Source organism: Leptospira sp. B5-022, from assembly GCF_000347035.1.
Lineage (GTDB): Bacteria > Spirochaetota > Leptospiria > Leptospirales > Leptospiraceae > Leptospira_B > Leptospira_B cinconiae.
This window is the reverse complement of sequence record NZ_ANIJ01000014.1, coordinates 228,016-245,669: the sequence shown is the minus strand read 5'-3', so window position 1 is coordinate 245,669 and position 17,654 is coordinate 228,016. Positions and strand designations below refer to the sequence as shown.

Here is a 17,654-nt window from a genome sequence, read left to right as displayed (position 1 = left end):
CTCTTTGGACGTATTCCAAAAGAGCTAACGGTCCTGCTTTTTAAGCGGGTACAGACACCTTGTCTAATAGGCCGACCCAGTCCGTTCTTTCCGGTTGTCCCGGTTTCCTTTTCCCGAAAAACTGAACGATTAGTTCACCGTTTGCGTCGTATACTTCCATGGAATGGATTACGCCGTCTTTGGAAGGTTTATCCACTATATACACTTTAGAGATCAGATCGGATCTTAAATGTAAGTTGAATTCAGGATCCAGAACATTCCACCAAGATTCTAAAACCTTAATATTTGTGACTTCTCCCGTATGGATCTGGATGGAACCGGGGTTTCCTACAAAAACCATGATCGGTGTCCTGTCCAAGGATGCCATTTCCAACATTCGTAACACGGCCTTTGTCTCTACGGGTTTAGTGAATTTACCATTCGCAATTTCCATAGATTGGATCCTGGAAATACCATGTTTTTTTAATAGAGAGAAAAATTCATGGGTATCTTCTAATTTTCCCCAATCGTTCAGGAATTCGGTTTTGGTTTCTTCCTTAAGTTCTTTGTTCTCTAGAATGGAAGTTTCAATTTTAGTTTCTGAGGAGAATAAAGAGGAGAAGTCGGGAGATCCGTTTTGGAATTCCGATCTTAGTTTTTCCCAAGCGGATACGTTCGATTTGTCCGTAAGGAAAAGTTTGAACATCGCTTCTCCCTTCTCGTTGAAGAACTGAAAGGATCTTTGAACCGAATCTTGTTTAGGTTCTTCCACGGAAAATCCGAATTTCCAAATCCCGGGAAAAAGCCTGAGGTCGATATCCGGACCAACGACTAAGATATGTCCCGGACCGGAACTCACTTTTTCGAATATTCCTTTTCTTTCATGTACACAAGCCTCATTACGAGTCAGGACCATTACGTGCCCCAATTCTCCGAATCTGGCGAATAATTCTCCCCAATTGGTTTGTAGGGAAGTAACTTGAGGAAATCCTTCCGCTTTGGAGATCTCGGAGGCGGCCAATAATCCGCCTTCCGAAGTTTTGAGTTGGGAAGCGATCTCTCTCATTCTAAGACGAGGTTGTGTTTCTTTGATCTGTTTCCAATCTTTGATGATATTCTCGATTTCTAACGATTCAGCGATGGACATTTTCTTTTACTCCTTTAGCATCTATTGAATAGGGCAGGTTGTTTGTAGCGTGTGTTTCTGCGGGACCGAGGGGTATGAGATAATGCCCTCCTTCCGGGAAAGGTATCTTTTTAGTTCGCAAGCGGAAATGTTCTAAGACAAATTTTTCGTCCAGTATATTCTCCGGAACTCCGTCCTCCAGTATTTTACCTTCTTTTAATACTGCGATCCGATCCGCATATCTCAAAGCTAGGTTCAGGTCATGAAGTATGCAGAGTACTCCTCTTCCTTCTTTACTGAGTTGTTTCGCTTTTTCTAATAAAGAATGGATTCTGTTCGGATCTAAAGATGCCCCCGGCTCGTCCAAAAGAACATAACTTTCTCTTTGGGTAGGTTCCTTGTCTTGGACTAGGACCCTGGCCATCTGGGTCCTTTGTTTTTCGCCGCCCGAAAGTTTATTATAGGTTTGGAATCTTTCTCTATCTCCAAGGTGAACCGCATGAAAAGCATCTTCAGTGATCCGATCTTCTAACGGTTTAGGAACTCTTAATTTGGAGCAGGACCTTCCCATACGAACGATCTCATCCGCGATAAACGGAAATTGGATCTCGGATTCTTGGGAAAGAACACTTCTGCGGAGCGCTAGGTCTTCGGAATCGTACTCGGACAAAGGGATCCCATCCAATAGCACCAATCCTTTGTCCGGCGATATTTCTCCGGAAAATAATTTTAATAAGGTGGATTTTCCGGCCCCGTTCGGACCGAGCACGATTAAAAGTTCACCCGGATACAAACTTAAGTTAATCCCCGATAATAGGAACCTTCCGCCTCTGGATAAGGAAACGTCCGACAATACGAGACTCATCTGAATTCTCCTTCTCTACGTTTTGCTTGCAGGATTAAGAATAGGAAGAATGGACCACCTATACCGGCTGCGATGATTCCGATCGGAAGTTCGGAAGGAAAGGCAACAGTTCGTGCCGCTAGGTCCGCTATCGCCATCAGCAATGCTCCTCCGAATAATGAAGCAGGGAGTAACGTTTTATGGCCCGGTCCTAAAACCGTTCTTAAAATATGCGGAACAATCAAACCTACGAACGCGATATTTCCACAGATCGAAATACTTACGCCGACTAATAGACTTGCGAGAACGATGGTAAGATTTCGGATCCTTCTTACCTTAAAACCCGTGTGAAAAGCTTCCGCTTCTCCTAAGGCCAAAGCGTCCAAACCTCTGGCGAGTACCGGAAAGAAAAACGTTACGATGAGAAGTACAAAACCTAACAGATAAATTTTATGCCAACTTGCGACTGCCATACTTCCCAAACTCCAGAAAGTAAGGTTCCTAAGTTGTGTGTCGTCTGCGAGATAGGATAAAAATCCTAAAAGGGAAACAACCGTCGCATTCACCGCGATCCCTGCCAAAACTAAAACTAAGGAGAACCCGCCTCCTTCTCTTTTGGAGACCAAATGTAAGAAGAAAGAAACGGCAAGCGCTCCGCAAAAGGCGAACAACTGTAAAAGGTAACTTTCTTTTCCTTTTAATTCAGGGGGGAAAAAAGTGAGTATCTTTTCGGAAAAAACGATCCAAGTGGAAGCCGCTAATGCCGCTCCGGGGCTCACTCCAATAAATCCCGGTTCGACTAACGGATTTCGAAATAGTCCTTGAATACAAACTCCAGCGGAAGCAAGGCAGGCTCCGACTATCATAGATAATAAGAGCCTAGGCATTCTCAAATTCCAAACGAGAACGGAATGCGGGACCTCCAATTCGGATAAGGAGTCTTGTCCTAGAAGCAATACTTTCAGGATCTCTCCCATAGAAAGTTGTATCGATCCGAATTTAAGGGAAAGTATTCCTATCCCGAAAAGTCCGACAGCTAACGTTATAAATACGAGGATCGGCGGGACCTTACGTCCTTTTTTTTTCTTCTTTTCTTCCCCTGAATTTTTTATTATAGGAGAGGATGTTTCCGGAGAGGGTACGATCATTTTTTCTCAGAAGTTTTAGAATGGAATGATTCGAATAATTCCTCGATACCCTGACCAAGTCTAGGTCCGAAACCTAAAAGAACTAGATCGTCTATCGAAACCACTCTCGCTTTTTTTCCGGCAGGGGTATCTTTCACACCGGGAAGGGAGAATACTCCGTCTTTCCCGCCAAGACTTTCTAAACCTCTGCTTGGAATTAGGATGATATCAGGTTGTGCCGCGATTACGGCTTCCGGCGTGATCGGTTTAAAACCTTTGAACCCGTTCACCGCATTGATCCCTCCTCCGAGCCGGATCATTTCATCCGCGGGTGTTTCCGTACCGGACACTTGCGCGAGGCTAGTTCCTCTATGATATACGAATAGTACTTTCGGTTTGGATTTTAATTTGGAAACCTTCTCCGCAATTTTGGAATGTTTTTTGCGGATATCTTGCACGATCTTTTGAGCTTCTTTTTCCGCTCCGATGTCTTTTCCGATCGCAAGAATATTATTCAATGCAGGTTCCACTCCGGGTGATCCGGGATAAATGATCACTTTTATGCCGGCTGATTTGAGTTGTTCGATCACTTCAGGGGGACCTGCGTATTCTAGTCCAAGGATCAGATTCGGTTTTAAGGAAAGAATACCTTCCGCTGAAAGAGCTCTTTGATAACCTACTTTAGGAAGCGCTAAAGCTTCCGGAGGATAAAGGGAAGAAGTGTCATTACCCACTACTAATTTACCTTTTCCTAATGCAAAAACGATTTCGGAAACTGTTCCGTTTAATGTTACGATCCTAAGATCCTTTGCCTCTGCGAAAATAGATGCAGGTAAACAGAGGAACAAAGCCAAGGTTATGAGTTTTTTCATATCGGTTCTCTCACTTAAAATGTTTTTACCGGACCCCCGGTATAGGCGAAGAAGAAGGGATCGGCGCCGCAGAATAATCCGCAGGAGCCGCACCCGCACTGAACCGTCCATCTATCCCCACATAATAGAATCTAGGTCTTTGCGGATTATAAGTAAGGTCGAATGTGTCTAGAAGGTTGTCCACACCTGCGAATAATTCAAAAGTCCCTAATATTTTTTGGGAAACTCTGATATTCAAATTCGTATGAGGGTTTACCATTCTCACTCCGTAAGTAGGTCCAGTTGTACAATAGGATATGTTTCTTTCCGTACAATATTCTTGGACCCCGCCCGGAATACTTCCGAATAACGCGTTGATCGTATTCGTTGCTTGTGTAGTAAGCTGAGCGCTAAGAGCGGAAAACTCCGTAGGCAATTGAGGATCACACCAAAGAGGATTTTTTTGACAGTAATAAGGTTGTTTTCCGAATATCACCGCGAATAAGGAAAAGCTGAATCCGCTAGGTTGGTGATCTATACGTATATTCGCATTCCATCTATGATAACCTCTTCCTTCAAGGGGGAGATTGGTCAATTCGTCCCTAGTATCGGTATATGTATAACCGCCGCCCAGTGAAACATTCTGATGGACTCTAAGAGTGACGGAAGATTCGAATCCTTTTGTAAGCGCCTTTTGGTAATTGGATGTATTAAAGATCTGTAATCCGGACGCATCCCTGGTCGGGTTTGTCCTAAATCCGATCAAATTATCGATATTATTATAGAAGAAGTTAAAGCTGAACCAGAATAACTTATTCGGTTCCCATTCTCCCCCTAAGTTATAACTGCGAGAAAGTTCGGGTTTAAGGTCCGGATTTCCCGCGACTCTATAACCCACGCCTGGGTTTATGAAATTATAATATAGATCCTGGAAGCTGGGAGCCCTATACCCTAAACCGTTGGCTGCCCTAATACGGAATTTATCGGTCACATCATAACGAACCGCTAATTTAGGGAGGATCTGTCCACCGTAAATGGAGTCGTGGTCGGAACGGATCCCTGGTACAATTTGGATCCTAGGTGCGCTGGATACTCTCCATTCGTCTTGCACATAAAATGCATTTCTTTGTCTTTGGGCGTATCCGTTTTGGGTTTGGTATGGATCCGTTCCCCCGAGAAGATCACTCGCGCAGATATACGGAAAATTTCTCTTACAATCCGGGGCGATCCTGGCGGAAGAGAATTGGTCTATCAAAGTTTCCGCTCCGTAAGAGATCACATGTCCGTCGGAGATTTTATGATCTAAACGGGTTCTGACTTCCGTGACCGCGTTGTCTAACTTCTCTCTTCTATCTTGGGCGTCCGACTTTCTTTGGTCGTATGTGTAGGTATCGAAAAATCTGGCGTAGTTTGTGTTTACGTTTAAGTTTAAAGTTTTTGTTATTTCCCAATCCGCGTTAACGGCACCCATGAAGTCGTGAGTTTTATTGCTTCTATCGTATACTCCTCTTGGAGGAACAGCATCTACCGCATTTTGGTTCAGATATCTATAATAGAATTGGAAACCTATCTTAAATGTTTCGGAGACCTCGAAAGTTGTCTTATTGGAAACGTTTATATCTTCGAATGCACTCCCTGAAGTGGATTCTAGAGGGCCTTCATAAGGTAGTCTTCTGCGAAAAATATAAAGTTTGGTCCAAAGAGGGGTGTCGGTGGGGAAGGGGGAATAACTAGGCGAAAGGCTTTCTATCCTTCCGTTTTTAGGACCTAAGGTGGCATCCGGAGTTAGATCGTAACCGTCTCCTCTATGCCAACCTGCGGTAAAATTAGTGGAAACGATTCCTTTACGGACTCCCACAGATGCATAGTTACGGAATTCCGTTCCGGTACCGTAATAAAGAGGATTTCCTCCTCCCATAAATGTCCTAAAATTCGCAGAGTACGGATCTTTTTGCTCCTTAGTGATGATATTGATCACACCCGCGATCGCATCCGAACCGTAAAGTGCGGATGACGCACCTTTTACGATCTCTATCCTTTCTATATCTTCCGCTTTAAATCTGGTTAAGTCTATGGAGCCGCTGAACCGTCCAGTGGTCCTCTGTCCGTCTACTAGGATCAGAACGTTTTGGCCTGCAAGACCTTGCAAACGAACTGTGGACCCTCTTTCTCCTGCTTGAGCGGGACGAACTTCTATCCCGGGAACGTTACCCAGAGTTTGGGAGATGTCTCTCGCACCCATGGCATCTATATCTTTTCTGGTGATCACTTCCGTAGTGATGGTGGAATCTTTTAAAAAACCCTTTCTACGAGTACCGGTAACGGTGATGATAGACCCTCTATCGTTATTCCCATTACTAATTTCCTTTCCGGCTTCCTGATTTACTTTGGATTTATTAGGATCTTCTTTTTTCTCCTCCGTCTTTTTTTCGGGAAGAACTTCTCCTTGGGAGAAGATAGGAACTCCTAAAAAACATAAACCTGAAAATAAGATCAGGCAAAGAATTTTAGGAAAGGAAGAAGGTTTGCTCTTCCCCATCAAAGTTCCTTCCAGATAAATGTGGGAAATCCGCTTGTGCCTGCATTGTCGTAATAGTCGGTGATCTCTACGGCAAAGTTGCTAGTTCCATCCGAGCCTTGGATCAGATATCCGATTGGATGGGGGGTAAGAACATGAGTGGTGCCGTTATAATTGTACCAGGTCCATAAAGAAGGACTAGCGCTTTCGGTTGCCGTTCCGAATCCGCCTCCACCGGTTTGAGATTGGATCGAATCGAGTTCGATCGTACATCCGCCTATCGTCACGTCATTGATGTCGGTTGCAGGATCACCGTCTCCGACCCTACAAGAGCCTCCGTTTCCAGTTCCACTGGTCCCGCTATTCGTTCCCATTACGAACCTTTTGAATCTCATATCCCAGCTACCGGACTTGGTAGTCTCTACTCCGCCTGCCTTTAGGTTTATATATACCCAACAGCCGCTTGCAGTTGCGTTAACTACGGTGGTAAAAGTCCCGGAACCTGTTGTAGTCGTTTCGCCGGGAGCCTTGATACATCCTCCGCCTTCTTCCAATGCGGCTAAAATCGCAAGACCGTCGTCACCTCCGGTGCTAGGCCCGCAGAAAACAGTTAAAGTCGCCATGAGAATAATGAAAATTGAATATAAAGTTTTCATTATAGAATACCCCCGTTACTCAAAAAATATAATGACAATAGGCGGCCGAAACCGGCCGCCTAAAATTCTTAAAGCGCAGTAGTGCTGTATGTCACAACCTTAGTCGCAGTTACCCCGGAAGCAGAGCTACCGGTTTTGTAATATGTGCTCGTGCTGCCTGTGGAGCCGATCCCGGCGCCGCTTGGCCAATCCGCTTTATTGATGATCGCATTGGACTCTGTAAGAGTACATCTTTTCTTACAGTTCGCACCTTTGTATCCACTTCCCCAAACGGTAACCTTTGGAGTAGTGTCCGCGCTGATATCGAAACAAACATCGCTTGCAGTGGACGTGAAGGAGGAAAACAGGCTAGTTCCAGTTCCACCGAGTGCCGCAGTCGCAGTTCCATCATCCGTTCCGTAGGCTGTGGTTGCAGAATAACCTGCGTAAACCATAGGTCCACCTTGGTAAATGTTCACTACGAGTCTTCCGTCGCCTGCTGTTGTAGTAGGCGTGCTAGAAGTACCTGCCAAACCATCCGTATATCCTGTGGCAAGGTAGATGGTTCCATGTCCACTAAGGGCTTGGATCAATGCTCCTTCTAATCTGATATGTCTTGCTGCACCTGCCGTTGGAATGGAAATCAATTGGAAAGTGTTGATTCCTGCAGTGATTGCGGTTTCCGCGATCTCATCATCTGCAACTGCTGCGTCTACGCAGGTACTGTTTATGGCCCCGAGCACTAGAGCGGCATTCGACTCTTTCGAACCTTGGTCGCAATTCATTAAGAAGGATATTCCTAGAATCATCGTCAATAGCGTCTTGGTTGTGTTCCGTTTCATGGTTTCTCCTGTTGAGACTCAATTCTCATTAGTAGGAGTCATGTTTTCTGTATTTAGGTTTCGAAATGAGTCTAAAACTCAAAATCAAAACCTATCGGGATCTGTCAACCAAGAATGAGAACAATTCTCAGAAGCGATGCTGAAAAGTCCACCAAAGAATTCCCGCGAAACAATAGATTCTGGGTGTGTTTTCGATTGATATTTGTCTGCGGACCGGGCTATGTTCCGCGGTTTTTTTGGGTTTAGAGAGATTCCACTTTATCACAGGAAGTATATTTCATTTTTCTAATCTTTTTATTTCCGAAAGTATCCGTATTTTATCAAAACGATCGTTATGGATTTATTAAACAAAATTTGTTTCTGATCTTTTTCATGAAAGTAGAAGGTTTTGGGAAAAGTAATTGATAGCTCTCTCTCTTTGGGTTAAAACTACCTTCGCCGAATTCCGAACCTTTCGGTGGCGGAAAGTTTCATAAATAGGAGGGTACAGTATGAAGAAAAAATGGGTGGTGGTTGCAAACCGAAGTGAGGCAAAAATTTTCGAATACCAAGGACCGACTAACGGTTTGAAGCTGGTGCAAATGATGGAAAATCCCGAAGGAAGACTGAGAAATTCGGATCTAGTTACGGACGCGGGTCAGGCTTCCAGGTCGGATTTTGGTTTTTTTCGCGAACCGAAAAAGAGAGTGGCTGCGGCTTTTGCCGGTAAACTTTGCGATTTTATGAACTTGGAAAGAAAGAAGGACTCTTTCTCTAATTTTATTTTGGTTTCCGAACCGGGCTTTATGGGAATGATCCTAGGTAAATTGGACGAGAAGTCCAGGGAAAGGATCTATCATAAGATGCCTAAAGATATCGTGCATGAAAAAGAATCAAATTTGATGAATCATCTTAAGAGTGTGCTTGTAAGCCAAGCGTAAGTAAGATCCATTCGAGTCGATATTATTAAGGCCGCCTTCATGGCGGCTTTTTTATTGACGCAGCCGAATCCTAATGGATTCTACCTCAGTAAAAAAATTGGAGAGAGTCATGGCCGCCTTAAAAGAAAAATATATTCTTTCTATCGATAGTGGTGGAAGCGGGATCCGAGCTATCGTATTCGACAAGAAGGGCAGAATTGTTTCTCGCCAATATGAAAAAACTCCTCCGATCATAAGTGAACCTGGCGCATTGGAACATGACCCCGAAAAACTTTGGCAGGCACTTGTTTCCATTCTTAAAAAAACTTTTAAGAATAAAAAGTTCCAAGCTGCAAATATGGATTCACTCGGGATCTGCAACCAAAGAGGTTCTTTTCTCCTTTGGGATAAAGAAAGCGGAAAACCTTTAACAAAACTAATCAGTTGGGCGGACGTACGAGCGGGTAAAACTTCAGAGGAGATGAACTCCAATAAAATTTGGAAAGTGATCCAATTCGTTTCAAGGATCTTGGGGGCGATCACAGGCAATCCAATGATGATCGCAACTTATATGCTCAAGTTTACTACCGATCATGCCTCGGTCCGTTTAAAATGGGTACTTGATAAAAATCCTGAACTAAGAAAAAGAGCCAAGAAGGGAGAGATACTTTTCGGTACATTAGATACTTGGTTCGTATACAAACTTACAAAGGGAAAAGAACATGTGAGTGATCCTTCCAATGCTACGGTGACCGGTATGTTCAATCCTTTCCAATTACAGTGGAATGCTCCACTTTGCGGGATCTTCAATATCCCTACGAAAATTTTTCCGAATGTGAAAGATACGTCTGCTGATTTCGGAGTTACGGATCCTTCTCTATTCGGTATAGGGATCCCGATCAGGGCAGTGGTAGGAGATCAGATGGCGGCTCTATTCGGACACGCATGTTTTGAAAAGGGAGGAGTAAAAATTTCCCAAGGTTCGGGTGCGTTTGTGGACATGAATATGGGAGATAAACCTAAAATTTCCAAAAGAGGTTTATTTCCGTTGGTTGCATGGAGACTGGGCGGAAAACCTACGTATATGTTAGAGGGTTATACCGGAACTGTGGGGACTCTGATCGACTGGCTTGGGAAAGGGATCGGTCTTTCCGATACTCCGAAAGTGTTGAACGAACTCGCTTCTCAAACAAACGACACGGAAGGAGTGATCTTCGTTCCGACTGCCTCCGGGATGAGATTTCCTCATTTTAATCCGAATGCAAAGGCTTCCGTATTCGGGCTTTCTTTAGCAACTCACAGAAGACATGTGGCAAGAGCGGTACTCGAAGGAATCGCATTATCTTTATTTGATATATTAGAAGGGATCAAAAAGGACACGAATGTCCACGTAAGCTCCATCATGGTGGATGGAGGAGTCTCCCAGTCGGATATTCTTCTACAATGTCTTGCTGATTTCTGTAATGTGGAAGTAAAACGTGCACCGGAGCCGGATATGACCGCAACGGGTGCCGCTTATCTTGCCGGACTTGGTTCCGGTTATTGGAAAAATTTAGAGGAATTAAGTAAACTCGAAAGAGGTTATAAAATTTTCAAACCTAAGATGGATCCAAAATTCAGAGAATCGAAGTTGGAACGTTGGCATAGAGCGGTACAATCCACTCTGAAGATAGATTAGATCATTCCTGGATACGAATGGAGCTGACCACGGTGGTCAATTGTTCCGCTAATTCTTCGGTAGGCTCCTCGTCCCCATTATAAGTGACTAGGATCATTCTTTTTTTAGTGGAAACTAGATAGACCATCCAATGTCTTCCGTCTTCTTTTAAAAATTCACAGGCAATGATCTTAGCGCCTTCATTGTTTTCGAAGAAGGCAGCCATTTCTCTCACGTATTCTATTTTATGGGTCGCAAGATATCTTTCTAGTTCCTGTTCCGGATCGAATCCACCTTCTTTATTTTCGAAAGCGTAAACTTGCATGGCACCTGCACCATTTTCCTCGAAAAAAGCGGGAATACCTTCGATCACAATATTCTGCCAATGGCCTGGAATTACCATGCTGTACCAGCCGGCGGGGGAACGATAAAGTCTGTAATCTAACTTTTTATCCATTGTTAGAAACTATTTCGTCATCTTAATTCGATTAAAAATCCAGGCAAGCATGTTTGGGAATACTTGACATTCGTGTTGTCTCGGTGAACCTTTCTCTGTTGTGATCGCAATCCTAAAAAACAGAAGAGGCCCGTTTTATCTGATCACTACGTTTTTCGCGATCATATTTTTTGCGGTCTTCGCTTCTTCGCTTGCGATCCTATTTTCCTTATTTCTGATCGCCGTCCTGGTTTTATATCCTATTTTATTGGACTGGTTCTCTCGTCTATACGGTCAGGAAGATATTGCAGACGAACTTCATTTTGCAAAAACCAAAGATGGATGGAATATTGCATTACACAGACATATTCCTCCCATCCCGAATTCCGAACTTGCTCCGGTGATCGTTGTACATGGGATCGCTACGAACAAGTATGTGATCGATTTGGACAAAAGACATTCTCTTCCTTATTATCTAAAATTGAGAGGTTACGAGGTATTCGCCGTTTCTTTGAGAGGCGCGGGGAGTTCCTTCCATGAGAGTAGGGGAGGATACGAGGACTTCACGTTTGATGATTTAGTAAAATACGATGTTCCCGCGATCATCTCCAAGGTTCTTTCTTTGACGGAAAATAAACGTGTGAATTGGGTAGGCCATTCTATGGGTGCTATGATCTTCTATTCATACCTCGGGATCGCATCCAAATCCGAAAAAGAAAGGATCGCAAGTTTTGTTTCTCTGGGTGGTCCGGGGAATTTAAACCATTTAGGATTGAGTTTGATCGGTCTACTTTCTAGATTTCCTCGAGCTAGAAAAGTTTTGGATCTAAAGTTCGGGGCTTCTATGCTCGCTCCGCTTGCCGGGGAAATTTACACACCTATTGATCAGATACTGTATAATCCGAAAGCGACCCGTCCTAGGACCGTTAAAAAGGTAATGAAAAACGCGGTCGAAAATATCAGCGAAGGATTGATAGAACAATTCATGTCTTGGATAGAGACAAAGAAGATGAGTTCTCTAAACGGATTTTACGATTATATAGATCTTCAGAAAGAGATCACCGTTCCGAGTCTTTTTATTGCGGGTGCAAATGATGCAATCGCAACGCCTGACACTGTACGATCCGTATACGAAAGAGCAGGAACAAAGATAAAAAAATTTCACGTAATCTCTAAGGAAGAAGGAGCCAGCGACGATTATGGTCACGGCTGTTTGATCCTTGCGGAGAAGGCGGAAGACGATGTTTTCCCTAAGGTAGAAACTTTCCTAAGAGAATACGGGACCTCTAAAAAGCAGAGCTGGTTTTTGAAATTAAAAAGAAAATTCCGGCAAAAAGTGAGAGCCTAACAAGACATAAACCCTGATTTACTACCTTAAAAGAGTGGCATTCTTCCTTTTATCTCACCAGCTCTAAAGTATGTCTCAATGTAAATATGCCTAGATAATATACACACTATCTCGTTAGTCCTATAAAATAGGCAGAATATGTGAATTTGGAGAATTGGTACGCTAATTGCATAAGAACTCGGTAGAGCGAAACGAATCCAGAGAGAAACAGAATCGGATACGTAGAGGTGCTTGACCATGATAGAACTCAAATTTGGGCAAAGAAAAGTCGTTAATTTTCGCGGAGCAAGGAAGGTCGTCGGTGGTTTAACCGAGAAGAATAAGATCGATATCCTTCTCTACATCAGTAAGGAATTCGCAAACGCAGATAAGGAAGAGGAACTTTACGATATCGTAATCAGCCTCTGTAAGGACATTTTCGAGTGCGATAATACCACTCTCAGGATGTGGAAGGGAAATCTTCTGGTCCCTTCTCGCTTCTTAAAAGAGACAATCCCGCCTCGCAGAGATCTGAGCCAGGATGAAGGTTATTCTGGGTTCACTTTTAAGACCCGCATGCCCTTGCTCATTCAGGACTTAACACATCATGCGGAATACATAGACGAGGGAGAAACTACCCGAGCCGTAATGTGTGTTCCAATCATGTACAAAGAAGATTGTCTCGGGACGATTGCCGTGGAATCCGACACGGAATTTTTCTATAGAGAAGACGATTTGGAGATCTTAGAAGCTCTAGGTTCTCAGCTCGCTCTTGCGATCACAAGCGTTCGTCTGATCCAAGGTTTGGTCCAGGCGAATGAAAGAGAGGCTCAGATCCTGAAACAATTGGAATGGGATATGAGAATGGGGCGTAACGTCCAGAGCCAAATCGTAGAGACTACGATCTCTCCTTGGAACGGTCTACATTTCGGGACTTATTACGAGCCTATGACGGAAGTTTCCGGAGACTACTTTAATGTGGTTCGACAAGGGAATTCCATCACTGCGATCATAGTGGATGTTTCCGGCCATGGTATTCCTGCCGCGTTAGTCACCATGTCCATCCACTACCAATTTCAACGTTGTACTTCCCTTGGTATGGGACTGTCCGAAACTTTGGCCGAGTTGGGTGAATCCATTCGGCCACAGCTTCCGGATGGAACTTATTTCACCGCTTTCATTTTGAAGGTTTACAGCGACTATACTTATTCTTACGTGAATGCCGCTCACCAAAAAATGTTACATTACCATAACGGTCATGGAAGAATTGAGGAGCTGGATACCCAAGGAGTTCCTCTCGGTATTTTCGAAGTAGAAAGAAGTAATTTTGAAGAAAAACACGGAAGGATCCTTCCTGGAGATATTCTCTTCTTACCTACGGACGGTATTACGGAACAGAAGAATGAACAACGCCAGGAGTTAGGAAACCAACGTTTTATAGAATGGATCCGTCAGGAAAAATCCACTATAGAAGAACAAAGAGATAAGATCTATGTTTCCGATCTAGTCGGTTCCTTGATCGGAAGATTCAAAAGATATAAGGGAGATGTGAGAAACGGGGACGACGTTTCCTTGCTCGCACTTCAATGTAATCCCGAGCTTGGAAAAGCGAAGACCCTGCTTTCTCTCGCAAAGTCAGCCGCGAAAGCGAAAAAGGATCAGGTCGCTTACGACAAAGCTTTGGAAGTATTCTCCATGGACGAATCTCTCAAAGATAGTTTAGTCCTTCTCGGAAAAATGTATTACAGAGATCGAAATTTCGAAAAGAGCGTACAGTTCTTGGAGAAATATATCAAAACGAGCGGAGAAGAATCCGAGCACATTCATTATCTTTTAGGCAGAGCGTATTATGAATTGGAGAATATCCCGGAAGCGAAGAGAGCGTTAAAACGTTCTCTTGCTATCGACCATACGTACGCTAAATCCAGCTTAAGGCTGGCGAGATGTTATTTGAAAGATAATGAAACTCCTAAGGCGATCAAGGTCCTGCAACAAGGGATCAAGAGTGCGCCTACGAATGAGTATCTAAAAATTTCCCTTAAAAAACTGGAGGAATTAGTAAAAAGAAAATCAGGAGATCTAGTCGTTTCGGAACAAAGAAAAGAAGCGGTTTAATTTATAAAGCGAAGTTCAAGGGATCGTGTTGAAAAATATATAGGAGATTTAGGAAAAATATGCGCATATTAGTATTACTTACGCTCGCCGTTGCCTCGAGCGGAATTTGGGCCGACGATACAGCCCCGGTGACCGCCGAATCTGCGTTGAGCGCAGTCGCAACTTTAAGAGATGAAACGAACTGGTTATGGACCTGTATAGCAGGCTTTCTGGTATTTTTTATGCAGGCCGGTTTCGCTTTGGTGGAAGCTGGATTTACAAGGGCCAAAAATACGGTGAATATTCTCATGAAGAACTTCATGGACTTCTCTTTGGGCTCTTTGGCGTTTTGGTTGATCGGATTTGCGATGATGTTCGGACCTCAGGTGGTTAGCGGTTTCGGATTCGGTTCCATTTCTTTGGCCGACAGTCTTTTGGTCGTAGACGGGAAACCTGATCCGGGCAAGTTCACATTCTTCATATTCCAATTGGTGTTTGCAGGAACTGCTGCGACCATCGTTTCGGGAGCTATGGCGGAACGGACCAAGTTCGTGGATTACGTGATCTTCTCCGTATTGATCACAGCCTTTGTGTATCCGGTCTTCGGTTCATTAGCATGGTCCAACCTATTCGATCCGGATAATAAAGGTTATTTGGTAGAAGCAGGATTTATAGACTTTGCAGGTTCCACCGTGGTGCACTCCGTAGGCGGCTGGGCAGGACTTGCAGGAACCATAGTGCTTGGACCTCGTCTGGGAAAATACCAAGACGGAAAAGTCCTTCCTATCTTAGGTCATAATATGACGATCGCGGCTCTCGGGGTTTTTATTCTTTGGTTAGGCTGGTTCGGTTTTAACCCGGGATCCACTACTTCCGTTGGTGGAGGAACCTTTGCTATCATAGCTGTTACGACTAACTTTGCGGCGGCCGCAGGTGCGGTTTCTTCCATGTTGGTTACCTGGATCCTTTTCAAAAAGCCGGACATAGGTCTAACCTTAAACGGCGCTTTGGCGGGACTTGTGGCGATCACTGCACCTTGTGCGAACGTCAGTATTAGTTCAGCGATCATCATCGGACTGGTTGCCGGGGTGCTTGTAGTATTCAGCGTGTTATTCTTTGATAAGATCAAAGTGGACGATCCTGTAGGAGCGGTATCCGTTCATGGCGTCTGTGGAGCATGGGGAACCATCGCTGCCGGCCTATTCGCTGAGGAAGCTTTCGGCGGAGTGAACGGTCTATTCTTCGGCGGTGGAATTGACCAATTATTAGTTCAGCTCCAAGGAGTAGGGATCGGATTTATTTGGGCATTCGGAGCGAGTTTAGTGATCTTCTTGGCGCTCAGATTCACTATCGGTTTAAGAGTTTCCGAAGACGAAGAGATCCAAGGTCTGGATATTCTGGAACACGGGAACGAAGCATACCCGATTTCTAAATAAGACTTTCGAATATGTGAAAACCTCCGCGGTCGACTGCGGGGGTTTTTTCTTTTACCGTTGACGAAAAAGAAAGGTTCCGTGCGAATTGAGGTATGCGTTCGGGCTTTTCCATCCGCTTCTTCCAGAAATCACTTTTTTTACTCTGTTTTCTTTTATTCGGATGTTTCGAATACGAAGAGACTCTCACTATCAATTCCAACTTAAGCGGCACTTTGGAAATCTCTTATATGGTTCCGACCAAACGTAAGTCGGAAGAATCATTGATCAAATTCCTTCCCACCAGAAAAGAAGAGATCCAAAACCGATTGAATAAAGGATTTTTTTCCAAAAGCCTCATATTAAAAGATTATACCTTTCAAAAATTAGAAAGTTCCGAAGCCGAGCCTGGCGCATTCCGAGAAAAAGCAAAAGTCACTTACAAGGTTGATTTTACGGACATTTCTCAATTGGAAAATGTACTTCTCGGAAACGTTCAGATCAAAAAAGAAAAGGCCAATACGATCTATATCAAAAGAGAATTTCCTTCTATCAGCAAATCCTTGGAATCCATGCAGATGGACGGAGAGAAAAAGATCCTGAGTGAAACTTTAAGACTCATCCGAGGAAATGCACTCAATTTTAAAGTGAATTTCCCGATCACTTCCGTTTGTTATACGAACCGAGGAGAACAAGGTTTAGGGAGGCTGGTTTATAGATTACCTCTCGCGGATACTGTGGAGAAGTTCGGAAATAAATCCTGGGATTACAGGATCACCTTCGTCTATTAAATTTCTAGGTGAAGATTGGGTGCTTGCCGCAAGGCCTTCGGCACATTGCCCTTTGGGCAACGTCGGCAAGCTTGTGCTTAGGGTGATTTTGTTTAGATGTGAATTGTGAATTGCTGCCACGTTGTTGGGCCGGGCAGCTTGATGTGTGGATTTGTATGTGATGCTGCCACGTTGTTGGGTAGGGCAGCTTGATGTGTGGATTTGTATGCGATGCTGCCACGTTGTTGGGTCGGGCGGCTTGATGTGTGGATTTGTATATGAAGCTGCCACGTTGTTGGGTAGGGCGGCTATTACTATAAGATCCCCAAGTCGTTACAATACTTTCCGAATAGTTCGAAACCCTTGCGGTCGCTTTCCGTTATTTCATAATGTAGTTCTTGGGTGAGATAAGTTCGGACCAGGTCGGCAGGGAGTCTAGATTCTTTTTCGATGATTTCTTCGATATGAGCAAGGCCGTATTTTAAGGAATCCTCATAGAAACTGTCAGGTAATTCTAACGGTTTTTTAGAGGCCCAAAGTGCGAAGATGAACGAAGTCCCTGTGGTTTCATACCACCATTCCGCTAGGTCTTTTACATCGTACACTTCCGGATCCCATTCTGCGAATAACGCGTTGTCCCCGAATAGCATATGGGACCCTCTTCCGATGGAAATCTCCTGTTTGATGATCTTTGGATCCGTAGGGGCAACTTCCGGCAATTGTCCGGAATCGTTATGTACTAACACCCTAACCAAGGCCATACTTGTCCTGGAACCGTTATCTGTGAGTATTCGGTAAGGAGGGTAGGCTTCCTTTTTATTTTTGAAAAACTTTATGGAGCGTACCTGATCGGAGGCGCAGACCCCAACTTTCATAGAAACGGAAAGTACGTCGGAGTTTCTAAGACATTCGATCGAGGAGATCAACCCTACGTCCACCAGGCCCCGTAATAGATAATCCTTTAATAGGGAGGGATTTTCCGGTACGACTATATGTTCTGAATTTTGCTCGAATCCCCAGGTTAAGGGACGGGCATTCAGATGTTTGACGATTCCAATTCTCACTTAACGTATTTTTCCAGAAAAAAGATCCGTATTTTCCGCCTATTTACCAAAAAAACGACACTTCACTTCTAAG

At 44.0% G+C, this 17,654-nt stretch carries 15 protein-coding genes; 6 read left to right on the top strand and 9 right to left on the bottom strand.

The genetic code is table 11. The features are described 5' to 3' along the window. Positions 1–40: 40 nt before the first annotated feature. The 7 genes from LEP1GSC192_RS05640 to LEP1GSC192_RS05610 form a co-directional block, all read right to left on the bottom strand. Positions 41–1,126, bottom strand: coding sequence for a hemin-degrading factor (locus LEP1GSC192_RS05640; RefSeq protein WP_020768881.1), 1,086 nt, complete (start codon positions 1,124–1,126; stop codon positions 41–43). Then, complete coding sequence (locus LEP1GSC192_RS05635; RefSeq protein WP_020768965.1) at positions 1,113–1,970, bottom strand: ATP-binding cassette domain-containing protein; 858 nt, start codon at positions 1,968–1,970, stop codon at positions 1,113–1,115. Before LEP1GSC192_RS05635 ends, LEP1GSC192_RS05640 begins: the two co-directional genes overlap by 14 nt. Next, positions 1,967–3,097, bottom strand: a complete 1,131-nt coding sequence (locus LEP1GSC192_RS05630; protein ID WP_020768819.1) for an iron ABC transporter permease — start codon at positions 3,095–3,097, stop codon at positions 1,967–1,969. Before LEP1GSC192_RS05630 ends, LEP1GSC192_RS05635 begins: the two co-directional genes overlap by 4 nt. Continuing rightward, positions 3,094–3,948, bottom strand: coding sequence for a hemin ABC transporter substrate-binding protein (locus LEP1GSC192_RS05625; protein ID WP_020768908.1), 855 nt, complete (start codon positions 3,946–3,948; stop codon positions 3,094–3,096). Before LEP1GSC192_RS05625 ends, LEP1GSC192_RS05630 begins: the two co-directional genes overlap by 4 nt. A 25-nt stretch (positions 3,949–3,973) precedes the next feature. Beyond that, on the bottom strand, positions 3,974–6,466 hold the full coding sequence (locus LEP1GSC192_RS05620) for a TonB-dependent siderophore receptor (RefSeq protein WP_020768893.1): 2,493 nt from the start codon (positions 6,464–6,466) through the stop codon (positions 3,974–3,976). Then, positions 6,466–7,101 carry an HmuY family protein gene (locus tag LEP1GSC192_RS05615; RefSeq protein WP_020768780.1) on the bottom strand — a complete coding sequence of 212 codons (636 nt, stop codon included), beginning with the start codon at positions 7,099–7,101 and terminating at the stop codon, positions 6,466–6,468. The genes LEP1GSC192_RS05620 and LEP1GSC192_RS05615 overlap by 1 nt, the downstream gene beginning before the upstream one ends. 68 nt (positions 7,102–7,169) lie before the next feature. Continuing rightward, complete coding sequence (locus LEP1GSC192_RS05610) at positions 7,170–7,922, bottom strand: hypothetical protein (protein WP_232420967.1); 753 nt, start codon at positions 7,920–7,922, stop codon at positions 7,170–7,172. 491 nt (positions 7,923–8,413) lie between these two features. On the opposite strand from LEP1GSC192_RS05610, the gene LEP1GSC192_RS05605 reads away from it, so the two are divergent. After that, complete coding sequence (locus LEP1GSC192_RS05605) at positions 8,414–8,842, top strand: host attachment protein (protein WP_020768770.1); 429 nt, start codon at positions 8,414–8,416, stop codon at positions 8,840–8,842. A 109-nt stretch (positions 8,843–8,951) separates the two neighbouring features. Further along, positions 8,952–10,499: a glycerol kinase 5 gene (locus LEP1GSC192_RS05600; protein WP_020768886.1), complete on the top strand. Its 1,548-nt coding sequence runs from the start codon at positions 8,952–8,954 to the stop codon at positions 10,497–10,499. Position 10,500: 1 nt separating this feature from the next. On the opposite strand, the gene LEP1GSC192_RS05595 is transcribed toward LEP1GSC192_RS05600, so the two are convergent. Continuing rightward, the gene (locus LEP1GSC192_RS05595; protein WP_020768854.1) at positions 10,501–10,935 is read right to left on the bottom strand and encodes a hypothetical protein; all 435 of its coding nucleotides are present in this window, start codon (positions 10,933–10,935) and stop codon (positions 10,501–10,503) included. Between the two features lie 100 nt (positions 10,936–11,035). Between LEP1GSC192_RS05595 and LEP1GSC192_RS05590 the strand changes: the two genes are divergently transcribed. The 4 genes from LEP1GSC192_RS05590 to LEP1GSC192_RS05575 all read left to right on the top strand — a co-directional run bounded on the left by LEP1GSC192_RS05590 (position 11,036) and on the right by LEP1GSC192_RS05575 (position 16,538). After that, positions 11,036–12,262, top strand: a complete 1,227-nt coding sequence (locus LEP1GSC192_RS05590; RefSeq protein ID WP_020768874.1) for an alpha/beta fold hydrolase — start codon at positions 11,036–11,038, stop codon at positions 12,260–12,262. A gap of 237 nt (positions 12,263–12,499) precedes the next feature. Beyond that, positions 12,500–14,356 (top strand): SpoIIE family protein phosphatase, encoded by a 1,857-nt coding sequence (locus LEP1GSC192_RS05585; protein ID WP_020768894.1) that lies wholly within the window; start codon positions 12,500–12,502, stop codon positions 14,354–14,356. 59 nt (positions 14,357–14,415) lie between these two features. Beyond that, the gene (locus tag LEP1GSC192_RS05580) at positions 14,416–15,771 is read left to right on the top strand and encodes an ammonium transporter (protein WP_020768909.1); all 1,356 of its coding nucleotides are present in this window, start codon (positions 14,416–14,418) and stop codon (positions 15,769–15,771) included. 92 nt (positions 15,772–15,863) lie between these two features. Next, on the top strand, positions 15,864–16,538 hold the full coding sequence (locus LEP1GSC192_RS05575) for a hypothetical protein (protein WP_020768785.1): 675 nt from the start codon (positions 15,864–15,866) through the stop codon (positions 16,536–16,538). A 293-nt stretch (positions 16,539–16,831) separates the two neighbouring features. Here the strand turns inward: LEP1GSC192_RS05575 and LEP1GSC192_RS05570 are convergent, their stop codons facing one another. Further along, on the bottom strand, positions 16,832–17,581 hold the full coding sequence (locus LEP1GSC192_RS05570; protein ID WP_020768899.1) for a menaquinone biosynthetic enzyme MqnA/MqnD family protein: 750 nt from the start codon (positions 17,579–17,581) through the stop codon (positions 16,832–16,834). Positions 17,582–17,654 lie beyond the last annotated feature (73 nt).